At 64.3% G+C, this 18117-nt stretch carries 12 protein-coding genes; 11 read left to right on the top strand and 1 reads right to left on the bottom strand.

From position 1 onward, the window contains the following. The first annotated feature begins 12 nt into the window (after nt 1-12). The 3 genes from NKH95_RS21595 to NKH95_RS21585 all read left to right on the top strand — a co-directional run bounded on the left by NKH95_RS21595 (nt 13) and on the right by NKH95_RS21585 (nt 4880). Nucleotides 13-1209: a serine hydrolase domain-containing protein gene (locus NKH95_RS21595; RefSeq protein ID WP_023809981.1), complete on the top strand. Its 1197-nt coding sequence runs from the start codon at nt 13-15 to the stop codon at nt 1207-1209. A 36-nt stretch (nt 1210-1245) separates the two neighbouring features. After that, entirely contained in the window at nt 1246-2427 is a 1182-nt protein-coding gene (locus NKH95_RS21590; RefSeq protein WP_352892967.1) for a serine hydrolase domain-containing protein, read from the top strand. Between the two features lie 128 nt (nt 2428-2555). Continuing rightward, nucleotides 2556-4880: a Tex family protein gene (locus NKH95_RS21585; RefSeq protein ID WP_023809979.1), complete on the top strand. Its 2325-nt coding sequence runs from the start codon at nt 2556-2558 to the stop codon at nt 4878-4880. Here the strand turns inward: NKH95_RS21585 and NKH95_RS21580 are convergent, their stop codons facing one another. Next, nucleotides 4881-5792, bottom strand: coding sequence for a LysR family transcriptional regulator (locus NKH95_RS21580; protein WP_128304936.1), 912 nt, complete (start codon nt 5790-5792; stop codon nt 4881-4883). Between the two features lie 137 nt (nt 5793-5929). Here NKH95_RS21580 and NKH95_RS21575 point away from each other — a divergent pair, with 137 nt between their 5' ends. The 8 genes from NKH95_RS21575 to NKH95_RS21540 all read left to right on the top strand — a co-directional run bounded on the left by NKH95_RS21575 (nt 5930) and on the right by NKH95_RS21540 (nt 17942). Beyond that, nucleotides 5930-7126 carry an acyl-CoA dehydrogenase gene (locus NKH95_RS21575; protein WP_023809977.1) on the top strand — a complete coding sequence of 399 codons (1197 nt, stop codon included), beginning with the start codon at nt 5930-5932 and terminating at the stop codon, nt 7124-7126. 111 nt (nt 7127-7237) lie between these two features. Next, nucleotides 7238-10597: a transglutaminase family protein gene (locus NKH95_RS21570; RefSeq protein WP_023809976.1), complete on the top strand. Its 3360-nt coding sequence runs from the start codon at nt 7238-7240 to the stop codon at nt 10595-10597. Nucleotides 10598-10603: 6 nt separating this feature from the next. After that, nucleotides 10604-13015, top strand: coding sequence for a circularly permuted type 2 ATP-grasp protein (locus NKH95_RS21565; protein WP_023809975.1), 2412 nt, complete (start codon nt 10604-10606; stop codon nt 13013-13015). Nucleotides 13016-13018: 3 nt separating this feature from the next. Next, complete coding sequence (locus NKH95_RS21560; protein ID WP_023809974.1) at nt 13019-13903, top strand: transglutaminase family protein; 885 nt, start codon at nt 13019-13021, stop codon at nt 13901-13903. Between the two features lie 141 nt (nt 13904-14044). Further along, nucleotides 14045-14983 (top strand): glycosyltransferase family 2 protein, encoded by a 939-nt coding sequence (locus NKH95_RS21555; protein ID WP_352760569.1) that lies wholly within the window; start codon nt 14045-14047, stop codon nt 14981-14983. Between the two features lie 99 nt (nt 14984-15082). After that, nucleotides 15083-16189: a DNA topoisomerase IB gene (locus NKH95_RS21550; protein ID WP_352794715.1), complete on the top strand. Its 1107-nt coding sequence runs from the start codon at nt 15083-15085 to the stop codon at nt 16187-16189. A gap of 107 nt (nt 16190-16296) precedes the next feature. After that, complete coding sequence (locus NKH95_RS21545) at nt 16297-16671, top strand: YciI family protein (protein ID WP_023809971.1); 375 nt, start codon at nt 16297-16299, stop codon at nt 16669-16671. Continuing rightward, entirely contained in the window at nt 16668-17942 is a 1275-nt protein-coding gene (locus NKH95_RS21540; protein ID WP_023809970.1) for an RNA polymerase sigma factor, read from the top strand. Before NKH95_RS21545 ends, NKH95_RS21540 begins: the two co-directional genes overlap by 4 nt. Nucleotides 17943-18117: the final 175 nt, after the last annotated feature.

Genomic DNA, 18117 nt, shown 5'->3' with positions numbered 1-18117 from the left:
GACTCGGCCGTCATGGACTCCTATCGCAATTCCGATCCGCGGCCGCCGATCATGCAGGGCTCGCCGCCCGCCATGGTACCGCCGAAGCTCGACTGGGACCGGCCGCCGTGGAACCGCTGGGCGTTCCAGAACATCCGTGAAATTCTGCCGACCGCCGAAGTCTGGCGCGGCAATGGCCATCGCCACCGCTTCGAACGCGCCGAGGCCGATCTCGACGGGCTGACGGTCGAGGACAGCACAGGCGCGCCGACGACGCTCGCCGGGCTGCTCGACGAGACCTATACGGACGGCTTCCTGGTGCTCAAGGACGGCAAGGTCGCCTATGAGCGCTACTTCAACGGCATGGATGAGCGCACGCTGCACCTGTCGCAGTCAATGGCGAAGTCCCTTACCGGTTCGGTGTTCGGCATACTGGTTGGGCGCGGCCTGATCGATCCGGCCAGACCGGTAACGGACTACCTGCCGGAGCTCGGCGTTACCGGCTGGGCCGGCGCCAGTGTGCAGCATGTGCTGGACATGACCAGCGGCGTCCGCTTCTCCGAGGAATACACCGACCGCTATTCGGACATTGGCCAGGTCGATGTCGCCACCGGCTGGAAGCCGGTGCCGCCGGGCAGCGATCCGGCCTTTCGCTGGCCATCGCACATGTTCGAGCTGATCCTGGGCTTGAAGGAAACGATCCGCCCGCATGGTGCCCAATTCGAATACCGCTCGATCGAGACCGACGTGCTTGCCTTCATCATGGAACGGGTGACGGGCAAACGGCTTCCGCAGCTGGTTTCGGAAGAACTCTGGCAAAAGCTCGGCGCTGATGAAAGCGCCTGCTTCACGGTCGATAGCGCCGGCTATGCGGTGGCGGATGGCGGCTTCAACGCGACGCTGCGCGACTATGGCCGCTTCGGCCAGATGATCCTCGACAATGGTGGCAGCGTCGTGCCGGCCGACTGGATCGAGGCAACACGCAACGGCAGGCATGGGCCTGACTTCAGCCCCAGCCTGCCGGAGGGCAGCTATCGCAACCAGTTCTGGATCGAGGACCCGCGCTCGCGCGCACTGATGTGCCGCGGCGTGTTCGGTCAGATGATCCATATCGACTGGAACACCGGAATGGTCGTGGTGAAGCTTTCGACCTGGCCGGATTTCGCCAATGGTGCCTATTCCATAGCGACGCTGAAGGCCGTGCACGCTATCGCCACGGCACTTCGCTGAGCCCCACAAAGAAGAAACGACCCGGAAGGAAACGCCATGACCGGCAAGACCGTGTTCGAGACCCGCTATGGCTTCCGGCGCAACCAGGTGGTGCTCGCCAACTGGCGCGAGAACCCGTTCAATCGGTGGTCGTTCCAGAATCTCGGCGAACTGGTGCCGACCGCCCGCGTGGCGGCGGCGTCGGGCGTTGTCGAAACCCCCGTGCGCGATATGGGCGGCCTACTCGGCGAAAAGGTCGTGATCGCCGGCACACCGGAGACGGTGGCTGAATTTCTCGCACGTTCGAGCACCGACGCACTGACGGTGATGAAAGGCGGCAAGATCGTCGGCGACTGGTTCGCCCCGCATATGGATTTCGGCGCCCGCCACATCATCTTCTCGATCAGCAAGTCGGTGACAGCCATCATCGCCGGCATATTGCAAGGCGAGGGGATGTTCGACCCGGAAGCGCCTGTGACGGCCTACATCCCTGAAGCCGCCGGCTCTGCCTATGGCGATGCGAGCGTGCGGCATGTGCTCGACATGAGCGTCAGCCTCGATTTCGAGGAGGCCTATCTCGATCCGGAGAGCGCTTTCGCCCGCTATCGTCGCGCCACGTTGTGGAATCCGGGCGGCGGCACGGAGAGCCTGCGCGAATTCATTTTGACCTTGCAACGCCTTGCAGAGCCGCATGGCCAGACCTTCCGCTACCGCTCGCCGAATTCCGACCTGCTCGGCCTGCTGCTCGAGCGTGCGTCGGGCCAGCGTTTTGCCGACCTGATGCGCGAGAAGCTGTGGCTGCCGCTCGGCGCTGTCAGCGAAGCCTCGATCGGCGTCGACATGGAAGGCACGGCGCGCACGGCCGGCGGCATTTCGGTGACGCCGCGCGACCTGGCGCGTGTCGGCGAGATGATGCGGCAAGGCGGGGTGGCCAATGGCCGCCGCATCGTGCCCGAGGTGTGGGTACGCGACACGACCAGCACCGGCGGCAGTGCGGACGCCTGGCAGCGCGGTGCGATGCTGCCACTGTTTCCCAAAGGTCGTTACCGCAACAAATGGTACCAGACCGGTTTGCCGAGCGGCGCCTATTGCGGCATCGGCATCCATGGTCAGTGGCTGTATGTCGATCCCAGGACCGAAGTGGTGATCGCCAAGATGTCGTCGCAGCCCGAGCCGGTCGACGATCCGCTCGATGTCGAGATCGTCGCCTTCTTCGAGGCGCTGAGCCGCATGGTCTAGACTGGGCCCGAGCCGCCACATTAGCGCACGCTTTCCTGTGGACCCGCCGGGCTGATCAAAGCGCGGCGGTTGGCGGGCCGGACGTCTGCGCCTATGGTCGCCGCTCTTTGGGTGAGAGCAGGTACGACATGGCATCCGACATCAAGCGCATTGCAGCCATCATCGCGGCCGAGATCAGCGCGCGGCCCGAACAGGCGGCCGCGGCGATCGAACTGCTCGATGAGGGCGCGACAGTGCCGTTCGTGGCGCGCTACCGCAAGGAAGTCACCGGCGGCCTGGACGACACGCAATTGCGCAATCTTGCCGAACGGCTTGCCTATCTGCGCGAGCTCGACGCGCGCCGCGACACCATCCTTGGCTCGATCCGCGAACAGGGTAAGCTGACCGAGGAGCTTGAAGGCAAGATCGTCGCCGCCACCACCAAGGCTGAGCTGGAAGATATCTACCTGCCCTACAAGCCCAAGCGCCGGACCAAGGCCGAGATCGCCAGGGAACGCGGGCTGGGGCCGCTGGCCGAGGCCATCTTGGCGAACCGCTCATTGGTGCCTGCCGAACTGGCGCTGGCCTATGTCAGCGAAGAGGTGGCCGATACCAAGGCGGCGCTCGAAGGGGCGCGCGACATCCTGTCGGAACAATTCGCCGAGAATGCCGATCTGGTCGGAAAATTGCGCAGCTACATGAAGGAGCGCGCCTTCATGCGGGCCAGGGTGGTCGACGGCAAGCAGGAGGCCGGCGCGAAGTTCTCCGATTATTTCGACCATGTCGAGCGCTGGACAAATGTGCCGAGCCACCGCGCGCTGGCGATGCTGCGCGGCCGCAACGAGGAAGTGCTGTCGCTCGACATCGAGGTCGATGCCGATGACACCTCGCCGGTGAAGCCGGTCGAGCGGATGATCGCCAATGCCTATGCCATCGGCGGCAGCCTGCCCGGCGACCGCTGGCTGATGGACGTCGCCGGCTGGACCTGGCGCATAAAACTGTCACTACACCTGACACTCGATTTGATGCGCGACCTGCGCGAGCGGGCAGAAGAGGAAGCGATCCACGTCTTTGCCCGAAACCTCAAGGATTTGCTGCTAGCCGCTCCCGCCGGTTCGCGCGCGACGATGGGGCTCGACCCCGGCATCCGCACCGGCGTCAAGGTGGCGGTGGTCGACGGCACCGGCAAGGTGCTGACAACAACGACGGTCTATCCATTTCCGCCCAGGAACGATGTGCGTGGCACGCAGGCGGAACTCGCCAAGCTCATCCGCTTGCACAAGGTCGAGCTGATTTCGATCGGCAACGGCACTGGTAGCCGCGAGACGGAAAGGCTGGTCGCCGACATGCTGTCCGACATGCCGGCGGATGGTGGGCCGAAGCCGCTGAAGGTGATCGTCAGCGAGGCCGGCGCCTCGGTCTATTCGGCATCGGCGACGGCGGCGGCGGAATTCCCTGGCCTCGACGTGTCGTTGCGCGGCGCTGTGTCGATTGCCCGGCGGCTGCAGGATCCGCTGGCCGAATTGGTCAAGATCGAGCCCAAATCGATCGGCGTCGGCCAGTACCAGCATGATGTCGACCAGTACCGTCTCGGCCGCTCGCTGGAAGCGGTGGTGGAAGACGCGGTCAACGCCGTCGGCGTCGATCTCAACACCGCCTCGGCGCCGCTGCTGGCGCGCGTTTCAGGTCTCGGCGCGTCTCTGGCCGACGCGATCGTCGCGCATCGCGATGCGACCGGCCCCTTCGCCAGCCGCAAAGACCTGCTCAAGGTGCCGCGGCTCGGACCTCGCGCATTCGAACAATCCGCCGGCTTCCTGCGCATTGCCAATGGCAGCGAGCCGCTCGATGCCTCGTCGGTGCATCCGGAGGCCTATGGCGTGGCCAAGAAGATCGTCGCCGCCTGCGGGCGCGATGTGCGGTCGTTGATGGGCGACAGTGCAGCACTCAAGGCGCTCGATCCGCGCGTTTTCGTCGATGAGCGTTTCGGCCTGCCAACGGTACGCGATATCCTGGCAGAGCTGGAAAAGCCGGGCCGCGACCCACGTCCGGGCTTCAAGACGGCGACGTTTGCCGACGGCATCGACGATATCAAGGATCTGAAGCCCGGCATGCTGCTGGAAGGCACCGTCACCAATGTCGCCGCCTTCGGCGCCTTCGTCGACATCGGTGTCCATCAGGACGGGCTGGTGCATGTCTCTCAGCTGGCCGACCGGTTCATCAAGGACGCGCACGAGGTGGTCAAGGCCGGCGATGTGGTGAAGGTGCGCGTCGTTGATGTCGACATCAAGCGCAAGCGCATCGCGCTATCCATGCGCAAGGATGGTGGCGAAGGGGGCGCGTCGAAAGGTGGGCCGCGCGATACCGGAGGCGGCAGGCCGGCACCGCGTTCGCCGGCGCCTCAGCGCCAGCCGGAGCGGCCGGCACAGCAAGGCGCGTTCGGCGCGGCGCTGGCGGATGCGCTGAAGCGGAAGTAGTTACCACGCCAGAACGGCCGGCTCCTTCTCGACCTGGCCCAGCAGCCAGTCGCGAAAACTGGCGACTGGCGGATGGCCGCGCTTGTCGTGTGGGACGACGAGATAGTAGGCGCTGCGGCTTTGCATGGGCTGGCCTGGCGCCGGCACCAATTGGCCGCGCTGCAATTCGCCTGCAATGAGGATCAGCGGTAGCAGCGCCACACCGAGCCCCGCCATGCAGGCCTGGGCGGCGGTGCCGAACTGCTCGAACTGCATGCCGGGCCCCGTCGGTGCGCTCAGGCCCTGATGCTCGAACCATTCCGTCCACGCGCCAGGGCGCGTCGCCATATGCAGCAGCGGCAACCGGCCGATATCGGCCGGTGTGGCGATGGCGCGGCCGGCGAGGAATTCGGGCGACACGACCGGCGCCACCGTTTCGCGCACCAACAGTGTCGAGTCGGCCTCAGGCCAGTCCGGCAGGCCATAGTGGATGGCGGCATCCAGCCTCTCCCTGGCGAAGTCGAAGCGGCCGATGCGGGTGACGAAATTGATGGTGATATCGGGATTGTTTTCGACGAAATCGGGGATCATCGGCATCAGCCAGCGCGTGCCGAAGGTCGGCAGAATGGCAAGGTTCAGGATGCCACTATGCCGATTGCTCATCAATCCAAGGGCTGCATCACGCAATTGCCCAAGTGCCGAACGCACCGCCTCGGCGTAGATTTCGCCCGATGTCGACAGCCTGACATTGCGGCTGTCGCGTTCGAACAGCCGGCGGCCGAATTGATCTTCAAGAAGCCTGACCTGCCGACTGACCGCGCCCTGGGTCAGATCGAGTTCCTGGGCGGCGGCGGTGAAACTGCCCAGCCGGGCCACAGCCTCGAAGGCGGCAAGGGCGCTTATGTTGGGCAAAAGGCGGCGTTGGACACTCATGATCCATTCCTATAGCTCATTGATCGGTGAATCAATTTCGTTTGATTTTTTCGAGGCGCAGGCCGATAGAACGGGCCAAGATTTTGCTTCATGCATGTCATCGTTTTGAGCGACATGCACTTGGTTGGGAGAACGCCATGGCCGCCGACAAGAATGCATTCGTCTGGGAAGATCCGTTCCTGATCGAGGGCCAGCTTTCGGAAGACGAGCGCATGGTGCGCGACGGTGCGGCGGCCTTCGCCGCCGACAGACTGGCGCCGCGGATCGAGGACGCCTACCTCAACGAGACTTTCGACACCGCGATCTTCCGCGAAATGGGCGAGGCCGGCCTGCTCGGCATCAATATCCCCGAGGAGTTCGGCGGGCTTGGCGCTAATTATGTGACCTACGGGCTGGTGGCGCGCGAGGTGGAGCGCGTCGATTCCGGCTATCGTTCGATGATGTCAGTGCAGTCGTCTCTGGTGATGTATCCGATCTACGCCTATGGCTCGGACGAGCAGCGCAAGAAGTACCTGCCCAAGCTTGCCAGCGGCGAGTGGATCGGCTGTTTCGGCCTGACCGAGCCGGATGCCGGCTCCGATCCGGGCGGCATGAAGACACGCGCCGAGAGGACAGCCAACGGCTACAAGCTGTCCGGTTCGAAGATGTGGATTTCCAACGCGCCGGTCGCCGACGTGTTCGTCGTCTGGGCGAAGCTGAAGGGCGAGAACGGCAAGGACGAGATCCGTGGCTTCGTGCTGGAAAAGGGCATGGAGGGGCTTTCGGCGCCGAAGATCGGCGGCAAGCTGTCGCTGCGGGCGTCGATCACCGGCGAAGTGGTGATGGAAGGCGTGGAGGTCGGCGAGGACGCGCTGCTGCCCAACGCAAAGGGCCTTGGCGGACCGTTCGGATGCCTCAACCGGGCTCGCTTCGGCATTTCCTGGGGCTCGATGGGCGCCGCCGAGGATTGCTGGCACCGCGCCCGCCAATACGGGCTCGACCGCAAGCAGTTCGGCAAGCCGCTGGCCGGAACGCAGCTCTACCAGAAGAAGCTGGCGGATATGCAGACCGAGATCGCGCTTGGGCTGCAGGCATCATTGCGCGTCGGGCGGTTGCTCGATGAAGGCAAGATGGCGCCGGAAATGATCTCGATCGTCAAGCGCAACAATTGCGGCAAGGCGCTCGACATCGCCCGCCAGGCCCGCGACATGCATGGCGGTAACGGCATCCAGATCGGCTACCACGTCATGCGCCACGCGCAGAACCTGGAGACGGTCAACACCTATGAAGGCACGCATGACGTGCATGCGCTGATCCTGGGAAGGGCGCAGACGGGGATACAGGCGTTTTTCTGAGCCGGCAACCGTTGCTTAAATTAGGTGCACCGCAACATCTCTGCTTGGAGAATGGCGGCCTGATGTGTCAGGGTTCGGCGAAATCGTTGAAACGCTGAATTCCGGGGCTTCATGGCAATTCTGGCAGCCGTCTATCACCTGACCCATTACAAATATGACCGGCCGGTGGTTCTCGGGCCCCAGATCATCAGGCTGCAGCCGGCGCCGCATTCCCGCACCAAGGTGCTCAGTCATTCGCTCAAGGTCGAGCCGGCGAACCATTTCGTCAATCTGCAGCAGGATCCTTACGGCAATTTCCTCGCCCGCTTCGTCTTTCCGGAGCCGGTGACGGAGTTGAAGATCGAGGTCGACCTCGTCGCCGACATGACGGTCTACAACCCGTTTGATTTCTTCGTCGAGCCGTCGGCCGAGGCGTTTCCGTTCGAGTATCCGGAAGAAATCCGCGACGATCTCGCCATCTATCGCACCCCGGAACCGGCGGGACCGCTGCTGTCGGCGCTGCTGAAGACCATCGATCGCAGCGCAGCCAACACCGTCAATTTCCTGGTCGACCTCAATGCGCGGCTGCAGCGCGAGATTGCCTATATCGTGCGCATGGAAACCGGGGTGTTCTCGCCGGAAGAGACCTTGGCCGCGAAAAAGGGGTCTTGCCGGGATTCGAGCTGGCTGCTGGTGCAGATCCTACGCAATCTCGGTATCGCGGCACGCTTCGTTTCCGGCTATCTGGTCCAGTTGAAGCCCGATCTGGTGGCGCTGGACGGTCCGCCGGGAACGGCGACAGACTTCACCGATCTGCATGCGTGGTGCGAGGTCTATCTTCCCGGCGCCGGCTGGATAGGCTTCGATCCGACCTCGGGCCTGCTCACCGGCGAGAGCCATGTGCCGCTGGCCGCCACGCCGCATTTCCGCAACGCGGCCCCGATTTCCGGCATGGCGAGCTTCGCCAATGTCGAATTCGGCTTCGAGATGCGGGTCGACCGCATCGCCGAGCATCCGCGCATCACCAAGCCGTTTTCGGACGAAAGCTGGCAGGCGCTCGACGCGTTGGGCAACAAGGTCGATGCAGCGCTTGCTGCCGGCGACGTGCGGCTGACGATGGGCGGCGAGCCGACTTTCGTGTCGGTCGACGATTTCGAGTCGGCCGAGTGGAACACCGCCGCCGTCGGTCCCACCAAGCGTGAAAAGGCGGACGAACTGATCCGTAAACTGCGCGAGCGCTTCGCGCCCGGCGGCTTTCTCCATTACGGCCAGGGCAAATGGTATCCGGGCGAAAGCCTGCCGCGCTGGACCTTTTCGCTCTACTGGCGTGCCGACGGCCAGCCGGTGTGGAGCGATCCGTCGCTGATCGCACGCGAAAAGAGCGAGGCCGATATCGGCCCGAAGCAGGCCGAAAGCCTGCTCACCGCGATTGCCGGCGAACTCGGCATCGACAAGGCCATGGTCAGCGAAGCCTATGAGGATCCGGCCGAATGGCTGCTCAAGGAAGGCAAGCTGCCCGACAATGTCGATCCGTCCAACTCCAGGCTGGAGGATCCGGAAGAACGCAGCCGCATGGCGAAAGTGTTCGAACGCGGGCTGACCAAACCGTCCGGCTATGTGCTGCCCGTCCAGCGCTGGAACAGCCAGGCATCGGATCCGCGCTGGCGCTCGGAAAAATGGAAGACGCGGCGCGGCCGGCTGTTCCTGGTGCCAGGCGATTCACCGGTCGGCTACCGGCTGCCGCTCGGCACGTTGCCCTATGTGCCGCCCGAGCAATTCCCCTATATCGTGCCGGTCGACCCGTCGCTACCACGCGGCCCGCTGCCCGCGCGTGAAGCCATACTGGCCGGACCGACTCCAGCCGAACTCGAAGGCGCCGACGAGATGGCGCGCCGCCAGCAGGCGGCATCGTTCACCGCTGCGACCGGCCAGCAGGAGCGGGTCGAGCAGGAGATCACCGAGATTGGCGGCGCTGTGCGCACCGCGCTTTCGGTCGAACCGCGCGACGGGCGGCTGTGCGTGTTCATGCCGCCTGTCGAGGCGCTGGAAGACTATCTCGAACTGGTCGCGGCGGCCGAGAACGCGGCAAAGGCGATCGGCCTTCCCGTGCATATCGAGGGCTACGGCCCGCCTCACGATCCGCGCCTCAACGTCATCCGCGTTGCGCCTGATCCCGGCGTCATCGAGGTCAACATCCATCCTGCTTCCAACTGGCAGGATTGCGTGGCGACGACGACGGCGATCTATGAGGAAGCGCGGCAGACACGGCTTGGCGCCGACAAGTTCATGATCGATGGGCGCCACACCGGCACCGGCGGCGGCAACCATGTCGTGGTCGGCGGTGCGACACCCAATGACAGCCCGTTCCTGCGAAGGCCGGACCTGTTGAAGAGCCTGGTGCTGCAATGGCAGCGCCATCCGTCGCTGTCCTATCTGTTCTCTGGCCTGTTCATCGGGCCGACCAGCCAGGCGCCACGCTTCGACGAAGCGCGTCACGACTCGCTCTACGAGCTTGAGATCGCGATGGCGCAGGTGCCGCATCCAGACCAGGGCAACGCACCCTTGCCATGGCTGGTCGACCGGCTGTTCCGCAATTTGTTGACCGACGTCACCGGCAATACGCATCGTTCGGAAATCTGCATCGACAAGCTGTTTTCGCCGGACGGACCGACCGGTCGGCTGGGGTTGGTCGAATTCCGCGGCTTCGAGATGCCGCCCAATGCACGCATGTCGCTGGCGCAGCAACTGTTGGTGCGCGCCATCATCGCACGTGCGTGGAAAGGCCCGCTCGATGGCCGCTTCGTGCGTTGGGGCACCTCACTGCACGATCGTTTCATGCTGCCGCATCATGTCTGGGCCGATTTCCTCGACGTGCTCGACGACCTCAAGCTCAACGGCTTCGAATTCAGGCCCGAATGGTTCGACGCCCAGCTCGAATTCCGTTTCCCGTTCTGCGGCGAGGTTCAGCATGCCGGCATCAAGCTGGAGCTGCGCCAGGCGCTGGAGCCGTGGCATGTGATGGGCGAGCAAGGCGCGATCGGCGGCACCGTGCGCTTCGTCGATTCCTCGGTCGAACGGCTGCAGGTCAAGACCGAAGGGCTGAACCCGGAGCGCCACGCAGTCGTCTGCAACGGCCGCATCGTGCCGATGAAGGTCACTGATAATCGCGAAGTGGCGGTGGCGGGTGTCCGCTTCAAGGCCTGGCAGCCGGCATCGGGCCTGCATCCGGCGCTGCCGGTCAACACGCCACTGGTCTTCGACATCTATGACCGCTGGTCGGGGCGTGCGGTCGGCGGCTGCGTCTACCATGTCGCCCATCCCGGCGGGCGCAATTACGACACCTTTCCGGTCAATGGCAACGAGGCGGAAGCTCGGCGGCTCGCCCGCTTCGAACCGCGCGGCCATACGCCATCCGCCTATGTGATCCGTGAAGAACAACCGGCGGAAGATTTCCCGATGACCCTTGACCTTCGGCGGCCGGCAAGACTCTGATCAGCGATGGCAAAGGGGAATCACAAGAGGGGACACGGCAAGCCGCGGACCCACAGCCTGCTGGAGCACTACCAGCCGATCGACGGCGTCGTCGACGAGATGGTCGATGCGTCAGGCAATCCTCGCCCGGTCTGGAAGCATTTTGTCGAGGCGCTCGAGGAACTCGGCGCTGAAAAGCTCGGCCAGCGCTTTGCCCGCGCCGACCAGTATCTGCGCGATGCCGGCGTTTATTACCGCGTCTACGACAAGGCCGGTGCCAATGAGCGCGAATGGCCGCTGGCGCATGTCCCGGTTCTCATCGAGGAGAGCGAGTGGGCGGCGATCAGCGCCGGCCTCGTGCAGCGCGCCGAACTGTTCGAGGAAACCATCGCCGATATCTACGGGCCGAACCGGCTGGTCGAGAAAGGCATCCTGCCGGCGGGATTGATCGCCGCCAGCCCCGAATATTTGCGGCCTGTCGTCGGCACCAGGCCGGCCGGCGGCCACTTCCTGCATTTCTGCGCCTTCGAGCTCGGCCGTGGACCTGACGGCCAGTGGTGGGTGCTGGGCGATCGCACGCAGGCGCCGTCCGGCGCCGGTTTCGCACTGGAAAACCGCGTCGCCACCACACGCGCGCTGTCCGACATCTATGGCGAGATGCATGTGCACCGCCTTGCCGGCTTTTTCCGCCGTTTTCGCGATGCGTTGATCGGCATGGCCAAGGAGACCGACGGCCGCGTCGCCATCCTGACGCCGGGGCCGCTCAACGAAACCTATTACGAACACGCCTACATCGCCCGCTACCTCGGCATCATGCTGCTCGAAGGCGAGGATTTGACCGTCTCCGACAGCCGGCTGATGGTGCGCACGGTTTCCGGCCTGATGCCGATCAGCGTGTTGTGGCGGCGGCTCGACGCCGCTTTCGCCGACCCGCTCGAACTGCGCCCGGATTCGCAGATCGGAACGCCGGGCCTGGTCGAGGCGATCCGCCAGGGCGCGGTTGCTACCGTCAATGCGCTGGGCTCTGGCCTGATGGAGACGCGCGCGCTGCTTGCCTTCCTGCCCAAGATTTCACGGGCCTTGCGTGGCGAGGAATTGCTGCTGCCAAGTGTCGCGACATGGTGGTGCGGGCAAGCTACCGAGCGCGCGCATGTGCTGGCCAATATCGATCGCATGGTGATCGGGCCGGCGCTGTCGACGAGGCTTGCCTTCGAGGACGACGATTCAACGAAGCTAGGCTCGGCTCTGTCGGCCGGGGAGCGGGCGGAACTGGTGGCGCGCATCGAACGTGATGGCGGCGATTTCGTCGGCCAGGAAGCGGTGACGCTTTCGACGACGCCCGTCTATGTCGGCGGCTGGCTGGAGCCGCGGCCAGCGAGCCTGCGCGTCTACCTGGCGCGAACGCCGGAGGGCTGGACGGTGATGCCGGGCGGTTTTGCCCGTATCGGCCTGTCGCTCGACCCGACGGCGATCGCCATGCAGCGTGGCGGCCAGGCGGCGGATGTCTGGGTTGTCAGCGACAAACCGGTGGAGCGCGAGACGCTGCTGCCGCAAGAAGGCGACAGTTTCAGCCGCACCAGGCCCGGCAGCCTGCCCAGTCGCGCGGCGGAGAACCTGACCTGGCTCGGCCGCTATATCGAGCGCTCGGAAGACACGGTGCGCATCCTGCGCGCCTACCATGTGCGGCTGGCCGAAACCTCCGACCCGGATATGCCGCTGCTCGCCGACATCAGGGATTATCTCGAACCTTTCGGCATCGATGTGGAGACAGCGATCCCGTCAGGGCTGATCGGCACGCTGGATAGCGCGGTCTACAGTGCCGGGCAGATCCGCGACCGCTTCTCGCCCGATGGCTGGCTGGCGCTGAAGGACCTGTCGAAAACCATCCATCAGTTCGCAACGACGGTCGCGCCCGGCGACGACGCGACCCGGGCGATGACAGTCATCCTGCGTAAGCTCGCCGGCTTTTCCGGCCTGCTGCACGAGAACATGTACCGCTTCGCCGGTTGGCGCTTCCTCGAGATTGGCCGCCGGCTGGAGCGCGGTATCCAGATCTCCCGCACGCTGTCGCGGCTGACCAGCGCCAAGGCGCCGGACGGCGCGCTCGACATGATGCTGGAAATCGGCGACAGCGTGATGACCCATCGCCGCCAATATCCGGTGCAGGCCGGTCGGCGCACGGTGATCGACCTGCTGGCGCTCGATCCGCTTAACCCGCGCTCCATCCTGTTCCAACTTGAAAGGCTGAAGGCCGAAATCGGCCTGTTGCCGTCGCTCGGCGGGGAGGGGCAAATGTCGCCGGCGGCGAAGGAAATCCTGCAGCTCAACACCCAGATCGCCATCAAGGAGCCTTCGGACATGACCGCAAAGGCGCTGGACGACCTCGCCTATGAAATCGGCGGCCTCTACAACAGCCTCGCCAAAGCCTATTTCGGATAAAGCATGCTCTACGACATCAGGCTTCATCTGCATTACGATTACGCTGCGGCGGCCGGCGGCGGTCGTCATCAGGTGCGCGTACTGCCGTCGACGATACCGGGCGTGCAGCGTGTCATCGCCGCATCCCTGTCCTTTGCGCCGGCACCCAACGAGCGTTCCGACTTTTCCGATTTCTTCGGCAACAATGTCACCTCGATCGTCTTTCGCGACGCGCATGACGCGCTCGACATCAGGATGAGCGCCCGCGTGTCGGTGTCTCGGCCCGAGCCCGGGCTCGACGTGTCGCCCGATATCGCCCGGCTGAGGCAGGAGCTCGCCGCGGTGCGGTCTCTGGCACCTGATGCACCGCACCATTTCCTGACGGCCAGCACCCATGCCGGCATCGACGATGCGATCACCGCTTACGCACGCGACAGCATCGCCGGCTCTGCCGCCGGCACGGTCATGAGCCTGTGCAATCGCATCCATCGCGATTTCACCTATGACGGCGAAGCGACAACGGTGCGGACCCGGGCCAGTGATGCCTTCAAGTTGAAGCGCGGCGTCTGCCAGGACTTTTCGCACATCATGATCGCCGGCCTGCGCGGGCTCGGTATTCCGGCCGGCTATGTCAGCGGCTTCTTGCGCACCATCCCGCCGAAGGGCAAGCCCCGGCTGGAAGGCGCCGATGCCATGCATGCCTGGGTCAAGGTCTGGTGCGGGCGCGATGCAGGCTGGCAGGAATTCGATCCGACCAACGGCATGCGGGCCAGCAACGACCATATCACCGTCGGCCACGGCCGCGACTATTCGGACGTGGCGCCGATCGTCGGCGTGCTCAAGACCACGGGGGGACAAGTTGGCGAGCAAGCTGTCGACGTCATTCCGGTCGTGCTCGAAAGAGCCTGAAGCAGGTCGTACACGCAGGTATTTGCGCTGCAATTCGGGATGGACAAGACTGCTTCTCAAATACCGATGCGGCCGCTAGTCTGTATTCGTTTCGGGGTGACGGTAGTTGTATCCTCAAGCGCATGGCGCGAGGTTTTGTAATTGAGAGCAATCAGCGTCGTCATTCCTGCCTGTAACGCGGCGGCGACCATCGCTGCAACGCTGGCGTCGCTACGCAGCGAGGCCGAGATCATCGGCGAGATCTTGCTGGTCGACGATGCGTCGATCGATGGGACGGCAACCATCGCGCGGGAGGCCGCGGCGCAACTGTCGTTGCCGCTGCGCGTGCTGTCGGCCAAATGCCGCGATGCAGGCGGTGCCCGCAATTTGGCGCTGGCCGAAGCGGTCTATTCCTGGGTCTACCTGATCGATGCCGACGACCTGCATCTGCGGGGCGGGTTGCGCGCACTGCTCCGCAAGGCCCGGGAGCAGCCGGAGGCCGACATGATCGTGGGTGCCTACCGGCGACGGGTGAACGGCCAGGACCGGCAGATCAAGATGCCGAACGGCTACCAGGCTGCGTGCCTGGCAAATGCTTCGGCCTATGTCAAAGGCGACATACGTTCGGTCGCCGTGGGCAGCGTTCTGGCATCCCGGACGCTGATCGGCGAGACGCGGTTCCCGATCGGAATGGCCTATGACGAGGACACGCTGTTCTGGGCACGGCTGATGAGCAAGGCATCGCTCGCCATGGTTTCGCAACCTGTCATGGTCTACGAGGTTTCGCCGGTACGTTCCGATGACCGCTTTGCCCTCAATCCGGTGCGGCGCTTCCTGGACTGGCGCCGGGAACTGCGCACACTCACCGACTGCAACATCCCGTTGTCGGCCCTCAAGGCCAGGGAAGGCCTTGTCGCCCTCAAGATCGCCCGGGTCCACTATGCGCGCGGCGATCTGGGCACCGCGGCGCGCTTCCTGGCGGTAGCCGCGGCCGCGCCAAAGCGGCGCTCAGAAGCTTGGCGCTGCCTGCGCTACAGGTTCAAGCTCGCGGCGCGGCGGCGTTTGTCCGCGCCGCCGATCAAGCTGGAAGGCGCTCTGTAGGCGCCAGCCAAAACGATATCGGCGCGAGACGCTTTTCGGACGGCGCGTGGAACCAGCGGTCGGCCAGTGGCTTATCTACGGAATTCGCGTGGAGCCGACATGTTGCAAAAATCCGGATTGTCGCCCAGCCGACCGGCTGGCCAGGATGCTGTGTCGCCAGATGGCGCGCCCAAAAACGGGGCACAAAGCTCGGCCGACCATGCGTCGCTTAGCTATGTCAGTGATGCTGAGCCCGGTATCCGGCGGCTGAAAACAGGCAAGGGGTTTTCCTACCAGGGACCGGACGGAGGGACAGTTTCGGACACTACCAGGGCCCGCATCGAGGCGATCGTCATTCCGCCGGCCTGGACCGATGTGTGGATTTCGCCGGATGCGGACGGCCATATCCAGGCAACCGGCAGGGACCAGCGCGGACGCAAGCAATACCGCTATCATCCGCAATGGGCCGAAGAGCGCGATGGTGCCAAATATTCGAGCCTGGTTGCTTTCGCCGAGAGCCTGCCGGACCTGCGGCACAGGATCGACAGCGATCTGCGCCGTCGTGGCCTGCCGTTCGAGCGTGTCGTCGCCGCGGTCGTCTGGCTGCTCGACAACACGATGATCCGCGTCGGCAATGCCGCCTACGCCCGTGACAACAAGAGTTTCGGGTTGACCACGTTGCGCGACCGGCATGTGGATATTGTCGGTTCAAGCCTGCGCTTTGCCTTCAAGGGCAAGTCGGGCAAGGAGTGGAAGCTGAAGCTGGTCGACCGCCGCATCGCCAGGATTGTGCGCGGCGCGCAGGACCTGCCAGGCCAGAAGCTGTTCCAGTATCTCGATGAGGACGGCAACAGGCGGCCGGTCCGCTCCGAGGACGTCAACCGCTATATCCGTGAGGCGGTCGGTGACGCCTTCAGTTCGAAGCATTTCCGCACCTGGGGCGGCACCATTCACGCCGCGTCGCTGTTTGCCCAAACGGAACTGCCGCAAAGCCCGGCGCAGCGAAACAGGGCGATGAACAGCGTTATCGACAAGGTTGCCGAGCGGCTGGGCAATACGCGTGCCGTCTGCCGCAAATGCTATATCCACCCGCGGGTCTTCGAAGCGTGGTCGCAGGGGCGGTTGCTGAATGAAATGGCGCAAGCCAACAAACGCAAACGCTCCATCGATGGTCTCGATGACGAGGAAGCTCTCGTGCTGCGATGGCTGAAACCGCGAGAAAGCTGACCAGCGCGGCCGGCTGTGGCCAAATCCGCCACATCTGGATTTTTTTATCGACGTCGTGTCGGGATCGGTCTTACTGTTTCGTCCTTTGACAGAGAAAAGGACCAGCCATGCTCTACGCAATCCTCTGCTATGCTTCCGAAGATGTCGTCTGCTCCTGGAGCAAGGCACAGGACGACGAGGTCATGGCCAATATCCTCGGCGTTCAGGAAAAATATGCCAAGGCCGGCCGGCTTGGCCCGGTGGCACGACTTCTGCCGACGACCGCCGCGACGACCCTGAGAAAGGTCAAGGGTGAATCGGTCGTCATCGATGGGCCGTTCGCCGAGACCAAGGAACAGTTTCTCGGCTTCTACACGCTCGAATGCGCTGATCTCGACGAGGCGGTGGAGTTCGCCCGCGAGCTTTCCGAGGTCAACCCGAGCGGTGGGTCGTATGAAATCCGGCCGGTTTCGGTCTTTAACCCAACAAGGGTTTCCGCATGACCGAAATGGCCTGGATAAGCTCCGCGATCAGCGCCGCCCGCCCGCAGGCCATGGGTGCGCTGCTGCGTTATTTCCGCGATCTCGATACGGCGGAGGAAGCTTTCCAGGACGCGTGCCTCAGGGCGCTGAAGAACTGGCCGCAGAACGGGCCGCCGCGCGACCCGGCGGCCTGGTTGATCTTCGTCGGTCGCAACAGCGGCATCGATGCGGTGCGCAAGCGCGCCAAGCAGGCGCCGATGCCGGAGGAAGACCAGGTTTCCGATCTGGAAGACGCCGAGAGCGATATCGCCGAGCGGCTGGACGGGGCGCACTACCGCGACGACATATTGCGGCTGCTGTTCATCTGCTGCCATCCTGATCTGCCGGCAACGCAGCAGATCGCGGTGGCGCTGCGCATCGTCTCCGGTCTTACGGTCAAGCAGATCGCGCGCGCCTTCCTGGTTGGCGAAAGTGCCATGGAGCAGCGCATCACTCGCGCCAAGGCGCGCATTGCGGACGCCGGCGTGCCGTTCGAGACGCCGGGCGCGGTCGAGCGGTCGGAACGGCTCGCCGCCGTCGCCGCCATGGTCTACTTGGTCTTCAACGAGGGCTATTCGACCAACAGCGGCGAGGCGCCGGCCCGCGCACCGCTGTGCGAGGAGGCAATCCGGCTGGCACGGCTGTTGCTGCGGCTGTTTCAGACCGAGCCGGAGATCATGGGGCTGACGGCGCTGTTGCTTCTGCAGCATGCGCGCGCACCGGCCCGTTTCGACGAGAGCGGCGAGATCGTGCTGCTCGAAGACCAGGATCGCAGCCTGTGGAGCCGCAAGATGATCGATGAGGGGCTGGCGCTGGTCGACAAGGCGCTGCGCCATCGCAAGCCCGGCCCCTACCAGGTGCAAGCGGCGATTGCCGCGCTGCATGCGCGGGCCGAAAAGGCCGAGGACACCGACTGGAACGAGATCGATCTGCTCTATCGCTTGCTCGAGCAGATGCAGCCGTCGCCGGTGGTCACGCTCAACCGGGCCGTCGCGGTCTCGAAGGTGCGTGGACCGGCAGAGGCGCTCGCCATGATCGAGCCGCTGGAAGAACGGCTTTCCGGCTATTTCCATTTTTTCGGTCTCAAGGGCGGCCTTTTGATGCAACTCGACCGGGGCGACGAGGCGCGCGTCGCCTTCGACCGCGCCATAGCGCTTGCGAACACGGCGGCGGAAGCTGCCCATATCCGCATGCATATCGACCGGCTGATCAAGGACGGTGCGGTACGCCCAGCGGCCAAGAAGGCAAACTGAGCGCCATCTGGCTCAATCGTGCAGTTTGGGCTTAGACCATGCCGGGGTGGTGATTTTCCCTTGAACCGAGTAATGCCACGCGATGATCGTGTCTGAGGTGCCTTTGTGCACGCGGGCAGCATGGCGCCAGGCTTTGACCGGCGTGCCTTTTGTGCATGTCGTTGTCCCAAAACCG

The sequence above is a fragment of the Mesorhizobium sp. M0848 genome (assembly GCF_040319805.1).
Lineage (GTDB): Bacteria > Pseudomonadota > Alphaproteobacteria > Rhizobiales > Rhizobiaceae > Mesorhizobium.
Note: the sequence above shows the minus strand (reverse complement) of the source record. Positions and strands in the feature narration are given on the sequence as shown.

Excerpts from the sequence above, each read along its gene's own strand:
- NKH95_RS21595 (WP_023809981.1), top strand. The coding sequence starts at position 13 with ATGGACTCCTATCGCAATTCCGATCCGCGGCCGCCGATCATGCAGGGC.
- NKH95_RS21590 (WP_352892967.1), top strand. The coding sequence starts at position 1,246 with ATGACCGGCAAGACCGTGTTCGAGACCCGCTATGGCTTCCGGCGCAAC.
- NKH95_RS21585 (WP_023809979.1), top strand. The coding sequence starts at position 2,556 with ATGGCATCCGACATCAAGCGCATTGCAGCCATCATCGCGGCCGAGATC.
- NKH95_RS21580 (WP_128304936.1), bottom strand. The coding sequence starts at position 5,792 with ATGAGTGTCCAACGCCGCCTTTTGCCCAACATAAGCGCCCTTGCCGCC.
- NKH95_RS21575 (WP_023809977.1), top strand. The coding sequence starts at position 5,930 with ATGGCCGCCGACAAGAATGCATTCGTCTGGGAAGATCCGTTCCTGATC.
- NKH95_RS21570 (WP_023809976.1), top strand. The coding sequence starts at position 7,238 with ATGGCAATTCTGGCAGCCGTCTATCACCTGACCCATTACAAATATGAC.
- NKH95_RS21565 (WP_023809975.1), top strand. The coding sequence starts at position 10,604 with ATGGCAAAGGGGAATCACAAGAGGGGACACGGCAAGCCGCGGACCCAC.
- NKH95_RS21560 (WP_023809974.1), top strand. The coding sequence starts at position 13,019 with ATGCTCTACGACATCAGGCTTCATCTGCATTACGATTACGCTGCGGCG.
- NKH95_RS21550 (WP_352794715.1), top strand. The coding sequence starts at position 15,083 with ATGTTGCAAAAATCCGGATTGTCGCCCAGCCGACCGGCTGGCCAGGAT.
- NKH95_RS21545 (WP_023809971.1), top strand. The coding sequence starts at position 16,297 with ATGCTCTACGCAATCCTCTGCTATGCTTCCGAAGATGTCGTCTGCTCC.
- NKH95_RS21540 (WP_023809970.1), top strand. The coding sequence starts at position 16,668 with ATGACCGAAATGGCCTGGATAAGCTCCGCGATCAGCGCCGCCCGCCCG.